The following is a 20,023-nucleotide window of genomic DNA, read 5'->3' on the forward strand; positions in this document are numbered from 1 at the left end:
TGCGCCGCGCCGTGACGGCGCCGACGGAACCGCCGATCAGCAGCCCGAGCACGATCAGGCCGAAGCCACCGGCCGAAGGGAGCGCCAGCGCCAGCGTCGTGGCAATGGCGATGCCCATGCCGATCATGCCGTAGAGATTGCCCTGGCGGCTGGTGGTCGGATGCGACAGGCCGCGCAGCGCCAGGATGAACAGGATGCCGGAGACCAGATAGAGGAAGGAAGCGAAGTTGGCGTTCACGTCACTTGTCCTTCTTCTTGTACATGGCCAGCATGCGCTGAGTGACGAGGAAGCCGCCGAAGATGTTGACCGACACCAGCATCAGCGCAACGAAGCCGAAGCCGGTGGCGATGCCGGACGCCGAGATGCCGACGGCCAGCAGCGCGCCGACTACGATGACCGAGGAGATGGCGTTGGTGACGGCCATCAACGGCGTGTGCAGCGCCGGCGTGACCGACCACACGACATAATAGCCGACGAAGATCGCCAGCACGAAAATGGCGAAGCGGAAGACGAACGGATCGATGGCGCCGCCCGACAGTGCGTGCGCGGCGTCACCCGCCGCCTCGGTTGCGGGCGCCGTGGCCAGATCCTGTACGGCGAGCCGCACGGCGGCGGTCGCCTGGTCGAGCTGGTCGAGGGCTTTCTGCAAGGCTTCCATCACGCGATCCCCTTCGGCTTGGCAGCGGACTTGCCCGTGGCGGTTTTCTTTGCCGCAGCCTTCTTCGGCGCGGCATCGGCGACCATGGTCTTCGCCGGGATCGCCGCCGGTTCGAGATGTTGGCCCTTTGGCGGCTCTGCCGCCGCCTTGGCGAAGGCCGGATGCACCACCTTGCCGGCGTCGGTCAGCATGGTTGCCTTGACCAGTTCGTCGTCGCGCTTGATGGCGAGCGTCTTCGTCGTCTTGTCGACCAGCGTCTCCAGGAAGGCAAAGAGGTTCCTGGCATAGAGCAGCGAGGCCGAGGCGGCGACGCGGCCAGGCACGTTGAGATGGCCGACGATCTTGACGCCGTTGGCGGTCGTCACGACCTTGCCAGGCACGGCGCCCTCGACATTGCCGCCGCGTTCGACCGCGAGGTCGACGATTACCGAACCCGGCTTCATCGACGCGACCATCGCCGCCGAGACCAGCTTCGGCGCCGGACGGCCGGGGATCAGCGCCGTGGTGATGACGATGTCCTGTTTGGCGATGTGCTCGGCGGTCAGCGCCGCTTGCTTGGCCTGATATTCCTTCGACATTTCCTTGGCGTAGCCGCCGGCGGTCTCGGCCGCCTTGAACTCCTCGTCCTCGACCGCCAGGAATTTGGCGCCGAGTGACTGCACCTGTTCCTTCACCGCCGGACGCACGTCGGTGGCGGTGACGACAGCGCCAAGCCGGCGCGCCGTGGCGATCGCCTGCAGGCCGGCGACGCCGACGCCCATGATGAAGGCCTTGGCCGCCGGCACGGTGCCAGCCGCCGTCATCATCATCGGCAGCGCCCGGTCATATTCGGCGGCCGCGTCGACCACTGCCTGGTAGCCGGCGAGATTGGCCTGCGAGGACAAGACGTCCATCGGCTGCGCGCGGGTGATGCGCGGCATGAATTCCATCGAGAAGGCGGTGACGCCTGCCTTGGCAAGTGCGGCGACGGCGGCATCGTTGCCATAGGGGTCCATGATGGCGATGACGGCGGCGCCGGACTTGTAGCCATTCAGCTCCGCATCCGTTGGCCGGCGCACTTTCAGCACCACATCGGCCTTGGCGGCATCGCCAGCCTTGCCGATCACGGCGCCCGCTTTGGCGAACTCTTCGTCGGGGATGCGCGAGGCCGTGCCGGCGCCCGTCTCGACGACCACGTCGAACCCCAGCGCCGCCAGCCGTTTCACCGTGTCGGGCGAGGCCGCGACGCGCGGCTCGTTCGCATCGAGTTCACGAGGGATGAAAACCGTCTGTCCCACCGCATGATCCTTTCGGCTGGAACCTGTACTTGCTTGCTCAATGAGGCCATACGCAAGCTCTGTGCCAATACCACCAACTGCGCTGCGTCGCGCTTATCCGAGCGATCGGATACACTGCGTGTGTGTGAACGCGGACAGACTGTCGTTGTAGCAGGCAAAGCCTTGCCTGCTACGCGTACCCTTCGCTTGGCACGCACCTTGCAGCCCTGTCTTCGACAATTCTGAACACGGAGGAATATCGATGAGCCTTGGACTCAAGGGAAAGGTTGCGCTGGTGACTGGTGGCAGCCGTGGGATTGGTGCGGCGATCGCATGCCGGCTAGCAGCCGACGGTGCTGACGTTGCAATTACCTATGCGACGTCGGAGGCTCAGGCGACCGAAGTCGTGCGCCAGATCGAAGCACTTGGACGTCGCGGCCTGGCGATCCGCGCTGACAATCTCGACGCCAATGCGATGGACTTCGCCGTCGACGAGACGCTCACGAAACTCGGCCGGCTCGACATTCTCGTCAACAACGCAGGTATCTTGCACACGGCGCCGCTCGAGAAGCTTACGCTTGAGGACTTCGAGAAAACCATCACCATCAATGTTCGCGCGCCCTTTCTTGCAGCCAAGGCAGCAGCAAGTCACCTCGGTGAAGGCGGACGTATAATCTCTATCGGCAGCAATCTTGCGGCCCGTGCGCCGCGTCCGGGGCTTTCCCTCTATTCCATGAGCAAGGCGGCGCTCGTCGGGATGTCGAAGGCGTTGGCCCGCGAACTGGGTCCAAAAGGTATCACTGTAAATGTGGTGCAGCCGGGGTCTACCGATACGGAAATGAATCCCGCGGACGGTGATTATGCTGAAAACCAGCGTGCCCGCATGGCGCTGCCGGGACGATTCTGCAGTCCAGGCGATATTGCCGGCGTTGTTTCATGGTTGGCCGGCCCAGATGGTGACAGTGTCACCGGATCAGAATTCACGATCGACCGTGGCTCCAACGCTTGACCATTGCGGCCTGTTCGGCTCGAGGCAACAATACGCCTCGAGCCCGATCGCCAGTTGCGGCGCCGGTTGGGGCGCTAGTCAGATCTGGGAGCGGATATGGGGCGTGCGCGCATAGAGCGCGACCATCGGAATGATCAACAGCCCCACTACCGCCTGCTGTGCGGCGAAGGACATTCCCATCCCCACCAGCAGCGATGTGAGCACCGTCAGAACCAGTGCACCGATGACCGTCGAGCCATAGCCCCCGCCGCCGCCCAACAATGACGTTCCACCGATTACAACTGCCGCAACCGTCGTGAACAGGTAAGGATCGCCGACCGCGACGTAACCGCCACCTGAAAAGCCTAGTAGCAGCACACCAGTGAAGGCCGACATGCCACCGCTGATGGCGTGCACAGCCAGCCAGGTCCGAAACTCCGAGATGAGCAGGCGAGAGGCCGCGACCCGGCTTCCGCCGAGTGCATAGAGGCTGTGGCCGAACCACGTATTCCTAACGATGAACAGGGTCACAACGGTTACGGCGATCCAGATCACGATTACTGGCGGAATCGGCAGGCCGAAGAAGCGACCATTGAATGCTGCGATGTTGGTCAGCCAGGCGGGTATGGGCGCAAACACGTTTCCGCCCACCGCAGAACCCAGCGTCGTATAGATTTGCGCGGCGCCCACCACTGCAAAGCCGAAGCCGAGCGACATGATGAGCGCCTGGCCCTGAAGCTTATAGCTCAGTGCCCCGTTTAGCGCTCCTACGACCAATCCAGCAAGAACCAGGATCGCCATCGCCAAACCCGCTGGCATGCCGGTATTGATCAGTGAGGGAAGCAAGATGTTGGCCGCGCCAATCACATAGGGGATCGACAGGTCGAGCCCGCCAAGCAGGGCAACCATCGTTTGTCCAAGCGAGGCAAGTCCGAGAAAGGCCGCAAGCAACAGGATCGAGCGCGCATTCTGCACCGAAATGAAACCCGGAACGAGGAGCGATCCCATCACGACAAGGGCCACAAGGAGACCGACACCGATAACGCTGGGCCGGTTGCAACGGATCCATTGAAGCATCCTGCCACGAGCAGGCGCTTTCATGCGGGGGAATGTGGTATTTGGCGTCGACGTCATGGGATTATCTCATCGCCTGTATTTTGGGGGCAGTCAGAAGGACGTTGATCAACAGCGATATGATGAGGATCAGTCCGAACGAAATCTGGGTTGCGAAGCCAGAGAACATCCCGAAATTGAACGTAGCCAGCAGATGCGAAATCAGGAACATATTGAGCGCGCCCAGCACTGAGCCGATGGCGCCACCACGGCCGCCGCTGAGACTTGCGCCGCCCAGCACGAGAGCGGTGATCGCCTGGAGGGTATAGGTGCCTGCTTGCACTGGATCGCCGGATGAGATCAGCGCCGTGTGGCAGATAGCTGCCAGACCGACCAGCATGCCGCCCAGCAGATGTGCGCCGATGCGAACCCAGTTTGTGCGCACGCCGCTTGTGTAGGCCATCCTCTCGTCTGCGCCGGTCATCCTGAGATGGATATGGAATGCGGTCCGGGTGAAGACGAACCAAATGGCGAGCCCTGCGATCAGCACGAACAGGACCGGTGAGATGATGCTGGTACCAGCGCCCCATTTCGTCATCCATTCCGGCACGACGCCACCCGCCCGCGGCATGATCATCAGGTTGACGCCGGTTAGGAATAAATAGCTGCTGAGCGTCACGATAACCGGAGCGACGCGTACGTAGATGATGACCAACGCCTGCAGCACCTGGTAGGCTGCCCCCACGAATAGGGCCCAGGCAAAAATGGTTACCGGGCTGGTCCAGCCACTGCCTACGAGCCATTGAACGAGGGTCACATTGATGAAGCCGAGCAGCGGCCCCACGGCAAGGTCCACCGAACCGCGGCCGGCCATGACGATAGGAGTAAGCGCCATCGTAGCCAGGATCAGCGGAGCCGCCACCAGAATAGCACCGGCAACGCCGGAACTCGTGAAGAGGCCAGGGCTGCGCAGCGCGGCGGCGACGAGCAGGACGATGAAGAGCGCAATCGGAACGAAAAGATGTTCGTTTCGTCGCATCAGCGACCTAAAAGGTTTGGTATCGATCATGACGCTGCCCTTTGCATATCGAAGGTCATGGCGGCTTCCAGTGCCTGGCCGAACATTGCAGCTAGTATCGGTTCCTCGGCGATCTCGTCGCCAGTGAGGGAGCGGAAAATGCCGCCGTCGACGAACACGTCCACGCGGTCGGCGAATCCGATGAATTCCTCGATCTCGCTGGACAGATAGATGACGGCCCCTCCATCGTCAGCAAAGGCGCGAAGTTCGCGATAGAAGTCGCGTTTTGTGCCGAGATCCACGCCACGTGCGGGATCATTTAGGACGATCAATCTTGGCTTCTTGGCGAAGGCCCGGGCGACAAGAACCTTCTGCTGATTGCCACCGCTGAGCGATGTGATCTTGTTCGACGCATTGCCCACCTTGATCGAGAAGCGCTGCACTTCTCGTGCGAAAGCTGACACCGGCGCCGCCCTTTGGATGAATCCCATTGGCCCTAAATTGTCACGGTAAAGTCCCAGCGCGAGGTTTTCGAAAACGCTCAGATCCGGGAAAATTCCCTCGCGCTTACGATCGCCTGAGACATAGGCCACGCCCAACGCCTCTGCGTCGGAGAGTTTTTTGATAGCGGCGATGGAGCCGTCGGGCAGATGCACCAGTGGTGCGCCCTGATGAGCCGATGCAATGCCGACCGCCGTAGCGATGAAGCGTTCATGGCCTTGTCCGTCCAGCCCCGTGACGCCGACGATCGTGCCCGGCTCAAGCTTGAAATTGATAGGCTCAGCCCCTTGGACGGAGCGAAGATCGGAGATGCTCATGAGCGGCGGCAATGCCGCCTTCTTGCTGCTGCCGCGATTGTCTGCCTCCGATACATGGCGATCCCGAGGTGTCATCAGTTCAAGCAAGTTCTTTTCGTTGATGTCGACTTTGTCGAGCACGCCCATTGTGCTGCCATCACGAAGCACGGTTGCCCGATCTGCGATCCTGACAAGTTCAGAGATGCGGTGTGTGACGATCAACACGCATGTACCAGCGTCGCGCAGCCTGCTGATCTCCCCGTGCAACCGCATGGTCGCGTCCAGATCAAGTGCTGCCGAGGACTCGTCCAAAATAAGAAGCTTCGGCTGTCGCAAAATGGCCCGGCAGATCACGATCCACTGTTTGATGCTGAGTGGCAGCGTGCCGACAGGCATGGAGGGATCGATGTCGAGACCAGTGAAGCGTTTCAGAAGAGACCGCGCTTCTTGCTCTCGTTGGCGAGCCGAAAATTTTCGGCGCAATAACCCGTCAAGTCCGACATAGAGGTTGTCGATCACGCTGGCTTCATCCGCCACAAGTACTTCCTGGAATATGGTCGCAACACCTAGCGCCTGGGCCTCAACGGGATTTCGCGGCGTGGCACCAAGCACATGCACTTCGCCGGAGTCTTCCCTTAGGACGCCGGAAATGATTTTCGCTAGAGTGCTCTTGCCGCTGCCGTTTTCGCCGACGATCGCATGCACTTCTCCGGCCCGCGCCGAGAACTGGCAGTTTACCAGAGCTCGCGTCTCGCCAAAGGATTTGCTAACGCCGGAGAGATCTACGGCCAACGTTCTGTCATTCATTGTCGACCTCGGACTTTGACGAAGTGGTCAGGCCGGACCCGCTGTCAAGGCGTGTCCGGCCCACGTTGATGTGCCCTGTACGATCAAGGCTTCCAGGTAAGCGGATCGCTAGGTTTATCGAAGAAGCCGTCCAACACCTTGGATGGCGCCCAGTTGTCGCCTGTGGGCTCCAGCCAATCGGTAGAGTTCAGGTCGCAGTCCTCGGGAAGAGCGGCCTTCACATCATCGATTGTATAGGGCAGCGCAGGACGCAAGATCGATTGCACCTTGGGGCCTTGTCCTTGGAGCGTGCGCATCACGACATCCCAAACCATTCGTGCGTCGGCGCGCGGTGGCCAGAAATGGAAGCTCTTGCTTACGAATTCGGGATTCTTGCGCCAGAAACAGGCCGCCGAGGCCTCGCCGCCGAGCACGATAGGCATCAACGGACGGCCCGATTGCAGAACGGCGTTAACGACGCCATTTTCCGACGACGACTGAACCAGCATGCCGTCGATCTGCTGTGGGTTGGTTGCCAGGAACTTCTGGACTTCGACCTGCGCTACCTGGTCTGTCCAATTGCCCGCGACATTGCCCACGATTTTGACGTCAGGAAATGCCGTCAATGCATCCTTCGCACCGATGTCGAAGCTGTCCGACGTGGCGAAGCCGGGGATGCCCGATACGAGCAGTACATTGCCTTTGCCGCCAATCTCCTCGGCGAGCCACTTGCCGGCGATATAGCCGCCTGCGGCTGCATTCTCGGTGACGTTAATGGCGTATGGCGATGTCACGTAGCCCGAGAAGGAGAAGACCGGCACGCCTTTGTTATAAGCGTATTCGATTGTCTGGTTGATTGCTGTCACATTGGAGCAGCAGATGATGATTGCATCGACGCCATCATCAACCATCTGCCGCATCTGCTGGATCTGAACCGTGTCCTTCAACTCCGACTGGGTGACGACAAAGTCGGAAACCAATCCAGCTTCCTTGTATCGAGGCAGAAGCTTGTTCATGAACTCGTCCATGATCGCGGCACGCCAGCCATTGCCCGCATAATTGCTGGCGTAGCCGATCTTCCAGGGCGGGCCTTTCTTCGGCTTGAAGTCGCGAAGCGGACTTATGCCCAGTGGCACCTGCGGATCAATACGTTCGTATGCGGCCTTTTCGCTGGGCGGTATCTCATCGAGCCCTGCCGCGATACCGGCTTGCGATGACAACATCAACCCTGCGGTGATAAGCGTTGACGACAACTTAGCTTTCATTTTCGTTCTCCTCAGATGTCTAGATCAGTTCAGGATTTCGCGCGGCGCATGACGCCCGATCGCGAATTCAATTCCATGAATGTTGGCGCGGCTACGCCTGAGCATGAGCTTGCGACCCCCAGGTCGCACTCAGCGCAGACGGCCGACTTCAGTTGCTGAATGGGAGCACGATGGTCGCGGTCGTCCTCCAAAAACCCGCCTATCGCTTCGCTCGCAAGTTGGGATGGTTTTCAATAGTATCCCGTCAGCGGGACCCTCACCGCAAAGTTAAAGGCTATGCAGCTTCCATTCCTTGTCTACATGCGATCGACATAATTTCTTGTTCCCTATTGTTCCGGCCTCTTAGAACGGGCCGCCGGCAACTCTATTTGATACTTTGGCCTCCTTTCACTTGAGAGCGTTCTGGACATCATCGAGCGTGAGTCGGATTTCCCGAATCATGATGTCGATTTCCGTTTGAGTGATGACGAGGGGCGGCGAGAGCGTAATCCGGTCGCCTATCACACGTACAAGCAATCCCCGTTCACGGGCCGCCTGCATGACCATCGACCCTATGCGGCCGGCAGGTTCAAAAAAGCGCCTGGAAGCCTTGTCTTCAACCAGATCAATGCCGGCGACGAGACCGATGCCGCTTACGTCGCCGACGAGGGGATGCGACCTGAGTTCGTCGAGCCGATCCAGCATGTAGCCACCAACAGTGCGTACATGATCCAGAATATTGAGCTCGTCGTAGATCTTGAGAACTTCCAGCGCTACAGCTGCCGCTACCGGATGACCCGAGTAGGTTGACCCATGCGCAAAATTTCCATGCGTGCTGCTTTGCGCGAGCATAGATTCATAGACGCGGGAGCCGATCAACAGGGCGGAGATGGGCTGCATTCCGGCCGAGAGCGCCTTGGCAGAGGTGATGATGTCGGGTCGAAGATCATATGTGGTGCTACCCCACATATTGCCCGTCCGGCCAAACCCGCAGATCACCTCGTCCGCGATGAACAGGATATCGTATTTTGCCAAGACGGCCTGGATCTTGTCGAAGTAGGTCCTGGGCGGCGGAAGGGCGCCGCCTGCGCCGACGAGCGGTTCGGCTATGAAGGCGGCAATGGTTTCCGGACGCTCGGTGAGGATCATCAGCTCCAGCGCCTCGGCCAACCGGGTCGAATATTGCTCCTCGGTCTCTCCACTCTCGTGGAATTTGTAGTAGTGGGCCGGCAGCGTCTGCAGGAACCCGTCCAGCGGAAGATTGAAGGGGCGCTGCATGTCGGGTTTCCCAGACGCGCTGATCGTGGCGATCGTGGTGCCATGGTAGCCCAGATCCCGGCCGATTATTTTGCGCCGGCCTGGCTGGCCGCAGGCATTCCAGTGGTACCAGGCCAGCTTGATCGCAGTGTCGTTGGCTTCCGATCCGCTGTTGTGAAACAGCACGCGTGACATGGGCACCGGGGCCAATTTGAGCAGTTGCTCAGCCAGGTCAATGCTCTTCTCATGCGCAAAGTGCCAGTAGTTGTGGTAGTAGCCAAGCGTGCACATCTGCTCGTAGGCGACCTTGGCAAGCCGCTCACTGGAGAAACCCAATGTCGCGCACCAGAGCCCCGCAGCACACTCGAGGTAGCGGCGACCACTCTTGTCGAAGACATATACGCCCTCTCCCCGCGCCATGATCTCTGGCCCCCGATCCAGATGGGCGACCAGGTTCGTCTGCGGATGGATGAGCGATTGAATATCGCGCGCCTCGGCCGAATTCGGAGCACTCTGCAACATCTTCTTACCCTTATGTGCCGGCGCGGTTGAGTGAGTGCCAGCCTTCGATGGTTCGCTGGGCGGGTCGCTTCAGGATCTGGCGGTAAAGCCGGCGCGTGCCAGCGGGATCACTGCGCTGGCAATCGCGAGTTTGAGTATTTCCGCAGGCATGAACGGTAAAAGGCCGGCGGCGACAGCCCTCTCTGCGCCGATCATCCAGCCGAGCCACATCACTCCCGGCAGGTAAATTACGACCTCACCGAGTAACAGCACCGAGATGGTTGGCAGAACACCACCGCAGTAACCGCGATCGGATAGCCACCCGACGAGCGTGGCCGCGAGAAGGAAGCCCAAGAGGTAGCCGCCGGTCGGCCCAGCAAGATAGGCGAGCCCGGTACCTGTTGCGAAAACGGGAAATCCAGCGGCACCGCATAGGAGATAGGAAAGAAGCGTAGCGGAGGCATGGCGCATTCCATATGTCGCACCGAGGCATAATACCGCCAGCGTCTGAAGCGTCATGGGGACTGGCCAGAACGGCGCTTGAAGCTTTACGGACAAGGTCAGCACCGCAACGCCGCCCGCGACCATGACGAGTGATCGCATCATCGGCAAGGTGGCTGGGACTGCGACGAGGAATTCGTGCCTGCGGTCCATCCTCTCCTCCCTTACCTCGGTTTCCAATCTCCTGATGGTGCGGAAATTCCGCTAGAATGTAAAATTCAAAATAATGAGATCGCTCTATCTATTTTTTAGATAGAGAAATTCTCGATGGAGGCGATGATCGTTGACGGTTTCACTGCGTCAACGGCTCGCCACTGCATATGCGTTTGAGAAACGTAGAGAAAGTTCGGGCGGCTGGGCTAAGCCTTCGTTGTGTAGCTGTCACTATAGAGACGTCGACAGTAGGGATATGACCCTCCAGGTCGCGAGTCTCGATCCGTTGGCCGTCAAGTGACCATCGCCTGTAGATGATATCCGAGAGGATGGACACGCCTAGACCGGAGGCAACCATTGTGCGTATCGCCTCGACGGATTCGGTCCGATACAATACGTTTGGAGCGGCGGGCTGCCGGTCCCAGTACCGCCGTGCGTTATCCCAGGCATCGTCGATCGTCAGGGCGATGTATGGTTCTGACGCGATCATCTCAAGGCTGACGGAATCGTAGGCAAGCAGAGGATGATTGGCCGGCAGCCATAGCCGCCTGGACGACCGGTGCAGAGGGCGATAACTCAACTCGCCGTCCTCCGGAGCCTCCTGGATCATTGTGATGGCCAGGTCTGAGATACCCTTGGCGACTGCCTGTTCCGCCACGCGCCGAGACGACTCTTCAAGCGAGAGACGAATGTCGGGATAGACATAGTTGAAGCGGACAAGGAGCGGCGCAAGGAAATAGCCCGTGACAATAGACGTGACGCCTACGCGCACCTCTCCAGTGACATCGTGCTCTGCTCCACGTTGCAGGTGCAACGCCTGTTCAACCGTCGCCATTATGTCGCGCGCGCGCCGCAGGAATTGCTCGCCAGCCTGGGTAAGTGTGACACCGGCGGAGCTGCGGTTAAGCAGGACCATGCCGATCAGGTCCTCCAATTGCTTGATGGCCGTAGTCACCGCGGATTGGGAGACATTAAGCTGCATCGCCGCCCGGCTAATCTGTCCAGCTTCCGCGGTCGCAACGAAATAGCGGATCTGCTTCAAGGAAAAACTCAAGACCGGCTGCCTCCCATCTTTTCTATCTGAAATTCAGATAGAGCATCATCAGTATTCAATAATATCGCAATTGGCCTTGGTCGGCTAGCTTGTCTTGGCGCAGGCAAGGCGAAGGGACGATGCCGTCCTGGGAGCTTCAGCCATGATGGACGTCGCGGCGGGTTTCGCGAGCGCGTGCTCGGGCCGTCACCGAAGGGCGGCGGAAATCTCGCTTCGATCTGACCACGGTTGGGCAATTGAGAGGGAAGAGAATGAGCGGTCGAATTTTTGACATCAACCTCGACATGGGGGAAGGCTACGGCAACTGGCGCACCTGTGACGACGCCGCAGTTATGCCACTCATTAGCACAGCCAATATCGCTTGCGGTTACCATGCCGGCGACCCTTCGATAATGCGTACGACCATCGAACTGGCGCGGCAATCAAGCGTATCAATCGGAGCTCATCCTGGGCTGCCGGACCTTCTCGGGTTCGGTCGGCGAGTCATTGATGTCACCCCAAACGATCTTTACGCGTATATTGTCTATCAAGTTGGCGCGCTCCAAGGGTTCATGACTGCCGCCGGCCTGTCCTTGACCCACGTCAAGCCGCATGGTGCGATGTTTTACGTCCTGCGTGATCCCGTGCTGGCCGATGCGGCGCTTGACGCCGTTGCCGCGGTTGCTCCCGGAACCTCGATCTACCTTGCCGGTCCGGTGGGTCGCGAACTCTTTGCAACGCGCGCCATGGCGCGCGGTATCCGCATCTGTCCGGAAGCATACCCGGATCTGGAATATACCGACGATGGCTCAGTTATCGTCCAACGGCACAAGAAGCCGGTCGAGCCTGATCTCGTCTACGCGCGAGTCAAGGAGATCATCACAAAGAAGACTTTGACCACCCGCAGTGGCAAGGTGCTGCCGATGGATGTCAATAATGTCTGCCTCCACAGCGACGGACCCAATGTGCTGGAGGTCATCGATGCAGCGCGACGGGCAATTGCAGATTGCGAACTGACATTGGGCAGCATCGCGCAACACTGAGAATGGAGCGAAGTCATGGGCGTCAAAACTGTCCTAGCGCCTATCCCGGGCACCTTCTATCGCAGCGCGGCGCCCGATCAGCCAGCGTTGAAGAATGAGGGTGACGCAGTCGCCAAAGGTGACGTTATCGGCATCATCGAGGTGATGAAAACCTTCACCCAGATTCAGGCCGAAGAAGCCGGACAACTAGTCCGCTTTCTTGTCGATGACGAAGATGCGGTCATGGCGGGCCAGCCGCTGTACGAACTGGGGGTGTGATTTCCGTCCATGCCGATATCCAAGATACTTGTGGCCAACAGAGGTGAAATCGCGGTGCGGATCATTCGCGCAGCACGCGATCTCGGCATTGCAACTGCTCAGATTGTCAGCCGGGCCGACCACGACATGCTGGCTGCTCGCATGGCCGACGAAAAAATCGAGATTGGACCTGCCCAGGCGTCCAAGTCCTACCTGAATATCAATGCAATCATCGAGGCAGCGCGCGTCGTCGGCGCCGATGCCGTCCACCCCGGATATGGCTTTCTGTCGGAGAATGCCGATTTCGCGGATGCGGTCGAGGCCGCTGGCCTGATCTTTATCGGACCCAAAGGCCAAACTATTCGATCGATGGGAGACAAGGCCGCGGCGCGAAGCGTTGCCGCTCAGGCCGGCGTTCGCACTGTGCCTGGCAGCGAAGGCCGCACCTTGCCGTCCGGTGCAAGCCGCCTGGCCGAGGAACTCGGGTTGCCGCTGATGATCAAGGCTGCTGCCGGCGGTGGCGGGCGCGGTATCCGCGTGGCTCACAGCGTCCAGGATCTGGAGCAGATGATGCCGCTCGCCAGCGCTGAAGCACTCGCTGCCTTTGGCGATGGCGGTCTCTATCTCGAACGCTTTATCGAACGGGCCAGACATATCGAGGTGCAAATCCTGGGGGACGGGACAGACGCCATACATGTGTTCGAGCGCGAGTGCTCCCTTCAAAGGCGGCGGCAAAAGGTCTGGGAGGAAGCTCCGGCGGCTTGCCTCGCTCCAAATGTCCGCGCCGAGCTGTGTGCGTCCGCGGTGCGGCTGGCCAAGCATGTGAATTATCGGGGCGCCGGCACGCTCGAGTACCTCTACGACGACAAGACGGGAGAATTCTTCTTTATCGAGATGAATACCCGCATCCAGGTGGAGCATCCCGTCTCGGAAATGGTCACTGGCATCGATCTCGTGAAGGAGATGATCAAGATCGCGGGTGGAGATCCGCTTTCGATCCGGCAAGAAGATGTCACGCTTTCGGGGCATGCGATCGAGTGTCGGATCAATGCCGAGGATCCAACCGCTGATTTCCGCCCATCTCCCGGGACAGTCAGCTCCATCTCGTTGCCAGATGCTCCCTATGTCAGGTTCGATACAGGCGTCTATGCCGGCTACACGGTGCCGCCCTTCTACGATTCCCTGCTTGGCAAGCTGATCGTTTCGGGGGCGACACGCGGCGAGGCTCTGCAGCGGTTGCGTGAGGCGCTGGCGCGCTTCCAACTCACCGGCATCACGACGACAGCCTTGTTGCATGAGCATCTCGCCCGCGACCCCGACGTCGCTTCGCTCAACACACACACGCGCTGGCTGGAGCAGTGGCTGGAAGGCCGCTCACTCGAAGTCCCGGCCTTGGCCTCCTGAGGATAAGTCGATGGCCCGATATTCATTTGGCGGCGATGAACATATCGCGGTGGAAATGGACGAAGCAATGTCGCTTCGCGCATTCTTCGGTGCGCTGTCGATCTGCAATGCCGTGCGTGACAGCAAGATCCCCGGCGTAACCGAGATCTGTCCGGCCAATGCCTCCCTGCAGTTGCGTTTCGATCCGGACCTGATCGAACCAGACGACCTGATGAGAGAGGTCAAGCAGATCGAGGCTAGCGCCTCGGGACAGAAGCAGGCTTTGACCACGCGGATCATCGAAATACCAGTTTACTACGACGATCCGTGGACCCGTGAAACGCTCATGCGCTTTCGCGACCGGCATCAAGATCCGGACGCGACAGATCTCGAATACGCCGCCAGGATCAACAACTACGCCAGCGTCAACGATTTCATCGCCGCCCATTCGGGTTCGCCCTGGCTGGTCTCGATGGTCGGTTTTGGCGCCGGCAGCCCTTTCACCTTCCAGATGGTGGAACACGAGAAGCAGATCCAGGTGCCGAAATATGTTCGCCCCCGCACCGACACTCCCAAGCAATGCGTCGCACAGGGCGGCTGTTTTACAGGAATCTATCCGGTGCGTGGGGCGGGCGGCTATCAGATGTACGGCATTACGCCGACACCGATCTACGATCCTACCCAGACAACCAGCTATCTGCGCGAGTTTATGATCCTGTTTCGGCCGGGCGACATTGTGAAATTCCGGGGCATCGGCAGGGACGAGTACGATTCCCTTGTCGAAGACGTGAAGAAGGAAGACTTCTTCCTCAAGCAGCGGGCCATTTCCTTTTCGCTCGACGAATTCGAACAAGCACCCGCATTCTACAATCGGCAGGTTCTGGAGGCCCTCGATGGTCATTGAGGTGATCAAGCCGGGCTTGCGGACAACTGTCCAGGATCTCGGGCGTCCGGGTTACCATCATCTGGGAATTCCGATGTCGGGCGCGATGGACCGATATGCGTTGCGGGCCGCAAATCTGCTTGTCGGGAACAATGAGGAGGACGCTGCGCTCGAGGCCGTTTTCGCCGGGCCGGAGCTATCCTTTACGGACCGTCGCCTCGTCGCGGTTACCGGAGCAGAACTGCCGCCGAAGGTCGACGGCGAATTGCGCCAAACCTGGGAGGCCTTCATCGTCGAACCAGGCCAGATATTGTCCTTTGATTTTCTGAAGAAGGGCGCGCGTGCTTATATCGCGATCTCCGGGGGTATCGACGTTCCCCTCGTCCTTGGAAGCCGTGCGACCTATCTGCTTGGCGGACTTGGAGGCTTCCAGGGACGTGGTCTCGCGACTGAAGATCGCCTGCAACTTGGCCAGTCGATGGCCAGGACCCCAAAATCAACATCGGTGCCCGAAGATCTTCGCCGCGCCGATCCGGGGGAGCCGGTCCTGCGCGTGCTGCCAGGACTATACGCCCATCGCATAACCGAAGAAGCGGCACGGGGTTTCTACGAAGATGTATGGAAAGTCGCGCCGGAAGCCGATCGCGTCGGCTACCGTTTTCGTGGCGGTCGTCCACTTCAATTCGTGCCGCGCAAGCCACCCTTTGGCGCTGGCTCCGATCCATCGAATATCGTCGATGCGCCGTATCCCTATGGCTCAATTCAAGTTCCGGCAGGCACCGAACCCATCGTCCTGCACCGCGATGCAATATCGGGCGGCGGCTATTTCACACTCGGCACGGTGATCTCGGCTGACATGGACTTTGTGGGTCAGATGCAGCCGAACCAGAAGATCCATTTCACTCCGGTCGACATGAATGCCGCGCTTGCCGCCAGGCGTGTCGAAGCGGAGCGGCTGGAGCGCTTGCGTTCGCACTGCGTCTAAGGACTGCCGGCGACCTCGCCGCATACTTTTGACCGAACTTTTGGAGTGGGAAGGACGCGCTTCCCGAAGGAGGAGTTATGGACCATATGGTTGAAGCCAAAAACTACGCGATGCGCATCGGCGGCAAGGATGTCGCGCACGGCGCGATGATGGAGTCCGTCAACCCCTACACGGGCGTTACATGGGCCAAGGTTCCCGACGGCGACGCGTCGCACGTCGATGCCGCGGTTCGTGCCGCCCGCGAAGCCTTCGAAAGTGGCCCCTGGAGCACTTTCACCGCGACACAGCGTGGCCATCTCCTTCGCAAGCTCGGCGACATCGTCGCGCGCGACGCCGAGGAATTCGCGCGGATCGAGACGGCTGACAACGGCAAACTCTATCGCGAGATGATAGGTCAGTGGCGCTATCTACCGGAATATTTTTATTACTTCGCGGGACTTGCCGACAAAACAGCCGGCGATTTCCTGTCCTCGGATCGAACCAACTTCCACATCTTCACCAAGCATGAGCCGGTTGGCGTGGTCGGCGCCATCACGGCATGGAACTCTCCAGGCATGCTGCTGATTATGAAACTGGCGGCAGGCCTCGCCGCGGGTTGCACCTTCGTGGTGAAGCCTTCCGAGTTCACACCCATTTCCACCCTCGAACTCGCCAAGCGCATCGATGAGGCAGGCTTCCCGGCAGGCGTGTTCAACGTCGTCACCGGCGGCGGGGCGGTAGGCGCGGCACTGGTTAGTCACCCGGGAATCGACAAGATCGCCTTTACCGGGGGAACCGAGACAGGAAAACGCATCGCCGCCAGCGCAGCGGCCAACCTGACGCGCGTCTCGCTCGAACTGGGTGGCAAATCACCGAACGTGGTGTTTGAGGACGCCGATCTAGATGTGGCAGTCAACGGCGCAATCGCCGGAATTTTCGGAGCGAGTGGGCAATCTTGTTCAGCCGGCTCGCGCCTGCTGCTTCAGGACAGCATCTACGACCGATTTCTGGAGAAGCTGATCGAACAGACAAAAACTATCCGACTGGGCGACCCGATGGATCCGGAAACGCAGATGGGTCCTCTGGCCAACGAACCTCAGTACCGCAAGGTTCTAGCGTGCATCGAAATGGCCAAGAGCGAAGGCGCAAAACTGGTCGAGGGCGGCGACGCTGTCACCGATATCGGCGCTTACTTCGTCAGGCCGACAATCTTCGCCGAAGTCCGCAACGAAATGCGCATCGCCCAGGAAGAGGTTTTCGGACCGATCCTGAGCGTCATTCGGTTCAAGGATGAAGATGAAGCTATCAAGATCGCGAACGATACCCGGTTCGGACTGGCCGCGGCGGTGTGGACGCAAAACGTTCACCGAGCGCACCGCGTGGCAGCTCGCCTCCGCGCCGGAACAGTCTGGGTGAACGCCTATCGCGTCGTGACTTTTGCCGCGCCATTCGGCGGCTTCGGGGAAAGCGGAATCGGGCGTGAGAATGGCCTTGATGCAATCAAGGAGTTCATGGAAACCAAAGCGATCTATGTCGAGCTGTCAGGCCAGCCTCGCGATCCCTTCAAGATTGGGTAGTTGGGACGTGGCGGGATATGTTTACTTGGCCCAGCTCTCCATACCCGTGGAGCTCGATGTCGAGTTCAACGAGTTCTACGATTCCCGTTACGTGCCTGCGCTGCTCAAGGTTCCCGGTGTGCGCAGCGCCGCTCGCTATCGCCTCGAATGGACCGATGGCGACGCCATGCCTGAGTACCTGGCGGTCTATGAAGTGGATGGGGCGGACGTCCCCAAAACCGAGGCGTGGCGCAATGCCTCGGTGGATTGCGGCTGGGCCGAGGCGATCAGGCCACATCTTGCCACGCGTCGCCACGCCATGTTTCGCCGGCTGCCTTAGCCGACACCAGAAGCTGGATCAGCACCGACAAAAGGAACAATTGCCATGAAGGCTGTATGGGTTTCCGAGTTTGCGCCTTTCGAACAAATAAAAGTCAATGAGGTTGCGGCGCCGACAGCCGGTGAGGGTGAGGTGATCGTCGACGTGATGGCCGCCGAAGCCAACTATCCCGATATCCTGGTCATCGAGGGCAAGTACCAGATAAAGCCGGCGCTGCCGTTTTCGCCAGGCAAATGCGCCTCGGGTATTGTCTCGGCAATCGGGCTTGGCGTGAAAGGCCTCACGCCTGGTCAGCACGTCGTGGCTCAGACCGAATATGGGGCTTATGCCGAGAAGCTTCGCGTCCGGGCCGACAGCTGCTTTGCGATGCCGGACGGGATGCCATTCGACAAGGCGGCAGCGCTCGGTCTGGTCTACCAGACGGCCTGGTTTGCGCTTATGGACCGGGCTGGTTTAAAGCCCGGCGATAGCGTTCTGGTACTCGGCGCTTCGGGCGGCATAGGTGTTGCGAGCGTACAGCTCGCGAAGGCACTAGGCGCGCGCACCGTGATCGCCGGCGTCATCGGCGAAGGTAACGAGGCGATCGCGCGTCAGGCGGGCGCCGATCACGTGCTTGACCTCGGACAGGCCGATCTCCGGGATAGGCTGCGGGAGCAGGTCGGAGATATCACCGGCGGACAAGGGGTGGATATAGTGATCGACCCAGTCGGCGGCGAAGCCAATGCGGCTTCATTGCGCGCTCTCGCCTGGTGCGGGCGCATGGTGATTATCGGCTTTGCCAGCGGCACCATCCCGACAATCAAGGCGAACTACCTGTTGGTCAAGAATATCGCTGTGTGCGGGCTGCAATGGTCCGACTATCGCGATCGCCGCCCGTCGCGCGTCGTCGAGGCACAGCGAGAGATATTCTCGCTGTTCATGGCCGGCAAGATCGACCCCATCATTAGCCGCCTGCTGCCGCTGGAGGCTTTCGCAGATGGACTGGCGCTCCTGCGCGACGGTAGAGCGCAGGGCAAGATAATCCTGAAAATTGGCTAGACGCTATTGCCATGGAAGTAGGCGGCTCAAAGAACTCGATACAAATCGCAGCTACGAAATTGCTCGCGTTGTCGGTTCCGTGCTGGGAGACAACATGATGACTGACGCCTTCATCTGCGACTACATCCGCACGCCGATCGGCCGCTTCGGCGGCGCGCTGTCCGCGGTGCGCGCGGATGATCTCGGCGCCATCCCGCTGAAGGCGCTGGTCGAGCGCAATTCCGGTGTCGACTGGCAGGCGATCGACGACGTCGTCTATGGCTGCGCCAACCAGGCCGGCGAAGACAACCGCAATGTCGCGCGCATGGCGCTGCTGCTCGCCGGCCTGCCCCAGGACATTCCCGGCTCGACCGTCAACCGTCTCTGCGGCTCGGGCATGGATGCCGTCACCATCGCCGCGCGCGCCATCAAATCCGGTGAGGCCGAGTTGATGCTTGCCGGCGGTGTCGAATCGATGAGCCGCGCGCCCTTCGTCATGCCCAAGGCCGAAACCGCCTTTTCGCGCAACGCCGAGATTTACGACACCACCATCGGCTGGCGCTTCGTCAATCCGCTGATGAAGAAACAGTACGGCGTCGATTCCATGCCGGAGACCGGCGAGAACGTCGCCGAGGATTTTTCGGTGTCGCGCGCCGACCAGGACGCTTTTGCCGTACGCAGCCAGGACAAGGCTGTCGCCGCGCAAGCCAATGGCCGGCTGGCGAAGGAGATCACCCCGGTGGCCATCCCGCAACGCAAGGGCGATCCGGTTGTTGTCTCGAAAGATGAACATCCCCGCGCCGGTACCACGGTCGAGGCACTGGCAAAGCTGCCGACGCCGTTCCGGCAGGGCGGCACGGTCACCGCCGGCAATGCCTCAGGCGTCAATGACGGCGCGGCCGCCCTCATCATCGCTTCGGAAGCCGCTGCGAAAAAATACGGCCTGACGCCGATCGCCCGTATCCTTGGTAGTGCAGCCGCTGGTGTGGCGCCGCGCATCATGGGCATCGGCCCTACCCCGGCCACCAAGAAACTCTGCGCAAGGCTCGGCCTGGCGCCGGACCAGTTCGACGTCATCGAGCTCAATGAAGCCTTTGCCTCCCAAGGCATCGCCGTGCTCCGCCAACTCGGCATCGCCGAGGAGGCGGAGCACGTCAACCCGAATGGCGGTGCCATTGCGCTGGGCCATCCGCTCGGCATGTCGGGCGCGCGCATATCAGGCACGGCGGCACTGGAGCTTCGCGAGCGCGGCGGCCGCTATGCTTTGGCCACCATGTGCATGGGCGTCGGCCAAGGGATAGCCCTCGCCCTCGAACGGGTGTGAGTTTACCGGATGACGCGTGCTTAAGATTTG

Annotated in this window: 20 protein-coding genes; 10 read left to right on the top strand and 10 right to left on the bottom strand. The window is 60.2% G+C overall.

The window, feature by feature from the left end; all coding sequences use genetic code 11:
- The 3 genes from DH08_RS09500 to DH08_RS09510 form a co-directional block, all read right to left on the bottom strand.
- Window positions 1–238, bottom strand: a 238-nt coding sequence (locus DH08_RS09500) for an NAD(P)(+) transhydrogenase (Re/Si-specific) subunit beta (RefSeq protein ID WP_192179069.1), incomplete at its 3' end; no start/stop codon positions are given.
- A 1-nt stretch (window position 239) separates the two neighbouring features.
- Entirely contained in the window at window positions 240–659 is a 420-nt protein-coding gene (locus tag DH08_RS09505) for an NAD(P) transhydrogenase subunit alpha part 2 (protein WP_192179070.1), read from the bottom strand.
- The gene (locus tag DH08_RS09510) at window positions 659–1,936 is read right to left on the bottom strand and encodes a Re/Si-specific NAD(P)(+) transhydrogenase subunit alpha (protein WP_192179071.1); all 1,278 of its coding nucleotides are present in this window, start codon (window positions 1,934–1,936) and stop codon (window positions 659–661) included. The genes DH08_RS09505 and DH08_RS09510 overlap by 1 nt, the downstream gene beginning before the upstream one ends.
- A 241-nt stretch (window positions 1,937–2,177) precedes the next feature.
- Here DH08_RS09510 and DH08_RS09515 point away from each other — a divergent pair, with 241 nt between their 5' ends.
- Window positions 2,178–2,924, top strand: a complete 747-nt coding sequence (locus DH08_RS09515; RefSeq protein WP_192179072.1) for a 3-oxoacyl-ACP reductase family protein — start codon at window positions 2,178–2,180, stop codon at window positions 2,922–2,924.
- 78 nt (window positions 2,925–3,002) lie between these two features.
- Here DH08_RS09515 and DH08_RS09520 read toward each other — a convergent pair whose 3' ends face one another.
- From DH08_RS09520 to DH08_RS09550, 7 genes are all read right to left on the bottom strand, one after another.
- Window positions 3,003–4,004, bottom strand: a complete 1,002-nt coding sequence (locus tag DH08_RS09520; RefSeq protein WP_192179208.1) for an ABC transporter permease — start codon at window positions 4,002–4,004, stop codon at window positions 3,003–3,005.
- 37 nt (window positions 4,005–4,041) lie between these two features.
- Complete coding sequence (locus tag DH08_RS09525) at window positions 4,042–5,025, bottom strand: ABC transporter permease (protein ID WP_192179073.1); 984 nt, start codon at window positions 5,023–5,025, stop codon at window positions 4,042–4,044.
- Window positions 5,022–6,578, bottom strand: a complete 1,557-nt coding sequence (locus DH08_RS09530) for a sugar ABC transporter ATP-binding protein (RefSeq protein WP_192179074.1) — start codon at window positions 6,576–6,578, stop codon at window positions 5,022–5,024. Before DH08_RS09530 ends, DH08_RS09525 begins: the two co-directional genes overlap by 4 nt.
- An 83-nt stretch (window positions 6,579–6,661) precedes the next feature.
- Complete coding sequence (locus tag DH08_RS09535) at window positions 6,662–7,780, bottom strand: ABC transporter substrate-binding protein (RefSeq protein ID WP_246800761.1); 1,119 nt, start codon at window positions 7,778–7,780, stop codon at window positions 6,662–6,664.
- A 429-nt stretch (window positions 7,781–8,209) separates the two neighbouring features.
- Window positions 8,210–9,577 carry an aminotransferase gene (locus tag DH08_RS09540; protein WP_192179209.1) on the bottom strand — a complete coding sequence of 456 codons (1,368 nt, stop codon included), beginning with the start codon at window positions 9,575–9,577 and terminating at the stop codon, window positions 8,210–8,212.
- 72 nt (window positions 9,578–9,649) lie between these two features.
- Window positions 9,650–10,213, bottom strand: coding sequence for a biotin transporter BioY (locus DH08_RS09545; RefSeq protein WP_192179076.1), 564 nt, complete (start codon window positions 10,211–10,213; stop codon window positions 9,650–9,652).
- A 139-nt stretch (window positions 10,214–10,352) separates the two neighbouring features.
- Complete coding sequence (locus DH08_RS09550; RefSeq protein WP_192179077.1) at window positions 10,353–11,255, bottom strand: LysR family transcriptional regulator; 903 nt, start codon at window positions 11,253–11,255, stop codon at window positions 10,353–10,355.
- Between the two features lie 263 nt (window positions 11,256–11,518).
- Between DH08_RS09550 and DH08_RS09555 the strand changes: the two genes are divergently transcribed.
- From DH08_RS09555 to pcaF, 9 genes are all read left to right on the top strand, one after another.
- The gene (locus DH08_RS09555) at window positions 11,519–12,289 is read left to right on the top strand and encodes a 5-oxoprolinase subunit PxpA (protein ID WP_192179078.1); all 771 of its coding nucleotides are present in this window, start codon (window positions 11,519–11,521) and stop codon (window positions 12,287–12,289) included.
- A gap of 15 nt (window positions 12,290–12,304) precedes the next feature.
- Window positions 12,305–12,547 (top strand): acetyl-CoA carboxylase, encoded by a 243-nt coding sequence (locus tag DH08_RS09560; protein WP_192179079.1) that lies wholly within the window; start codon window positions 12,305–12,307, stop codon window positions 12,545–12,547.
- A 9-nt stretch (window positions 12,548–12,556) separates the two neighbouring features.
- On the top strand, window positions 12,557–13,930 hold the full coding sequence (locus tag DH08_RS09565; protein WP_192179080.1) for an acetyl-CoA carboxylase biotin carboxylase subunit: 1,374 nt from the start codon (window positions 12,557–12,559) through the stop codon (window positions 13,928–13,930).
- 10 nt (window positions 13,931–13,940) lie between these two features.
- Window positions 13,941–14,813: a 5-oxoprolinase subunit B family protein gene (locus tag DH08_RS09570; protein WP_192179210.1), complete on the top strand. Its 873-nt coding sequence runs from the start codon at window positions 13,941–13,943 to the stop codon at window positions 14,811–14,813.
- A complete protein-coding gene (locus DH08_RS09575; protein ID WP_192179081.1) occupies window positions 14,803–15,777 on the top strand; it encodes a 5-oxoprolinase subunit C family protein in 975 nt (324 codons plus the stop codon). The genes DH08_RS09570 and DH08_RS09575 overlap by 11 nt, the downstream gene beginning before the upstream one ends.
- Window positions 15,778–15,863: 86 nt before the next feature.
- Entirely contained in the window at window positions 15,864–17,333 is a 1,470-nt protein-coding gene (locus DH08_RS09580) for an aldehyde dehydrogenase (RefSeq protein ID WP_210328604.1), read from the top strand.
- A gap of 25 nt (window positions 17,334–17,358) precedes the next feature.
- Window positions 17,359–17,652, top strand: a complete 294-nt coding sequence (locus DH08_RS09585) for a DUF4286 family protein (protein ID WP_192179083.1) — start codon at window positions 17,359–17,361, stop codon at window positions 17,650–17,652.
- Between the two features lie 45 nt (window positions 17,653–17,697).
- On the top strand, window positions 17,698–18,690 hold the full coding sequence (locus DH08_RS09590; protein WP_192179084.1) for an NADPH:quinone oxidoreductase family protein: 993 nt from the start codon (window positions 17,698–17,700) through the stop codon (window positions 18,688–18,690).
- 97 nt (window positions 18,691–18,787) lie between these two features.
- Entirely contained in the window at window positions 18,788–19,993 is a 1,206-nt protein-coding gene (pcaF, locus tag DH08_RS09595; protein WP_192179085.1) for a 3-oxoadipyl-CoA thiolase, read from the top strand.
- Window positions 19,994–20,023: the final 30 nt, after the last annotated feature.

It is taken from the genome of Mesorhizobium amorphae (assembly GCF_014843845.1).
Lineage (GTDB): Bacteria > Pseudomonadota > Alphaproteobacteria > Rhizobiales > Rhizobiaceae > Mesorhizobium > Mesorhizobium amorphae_A.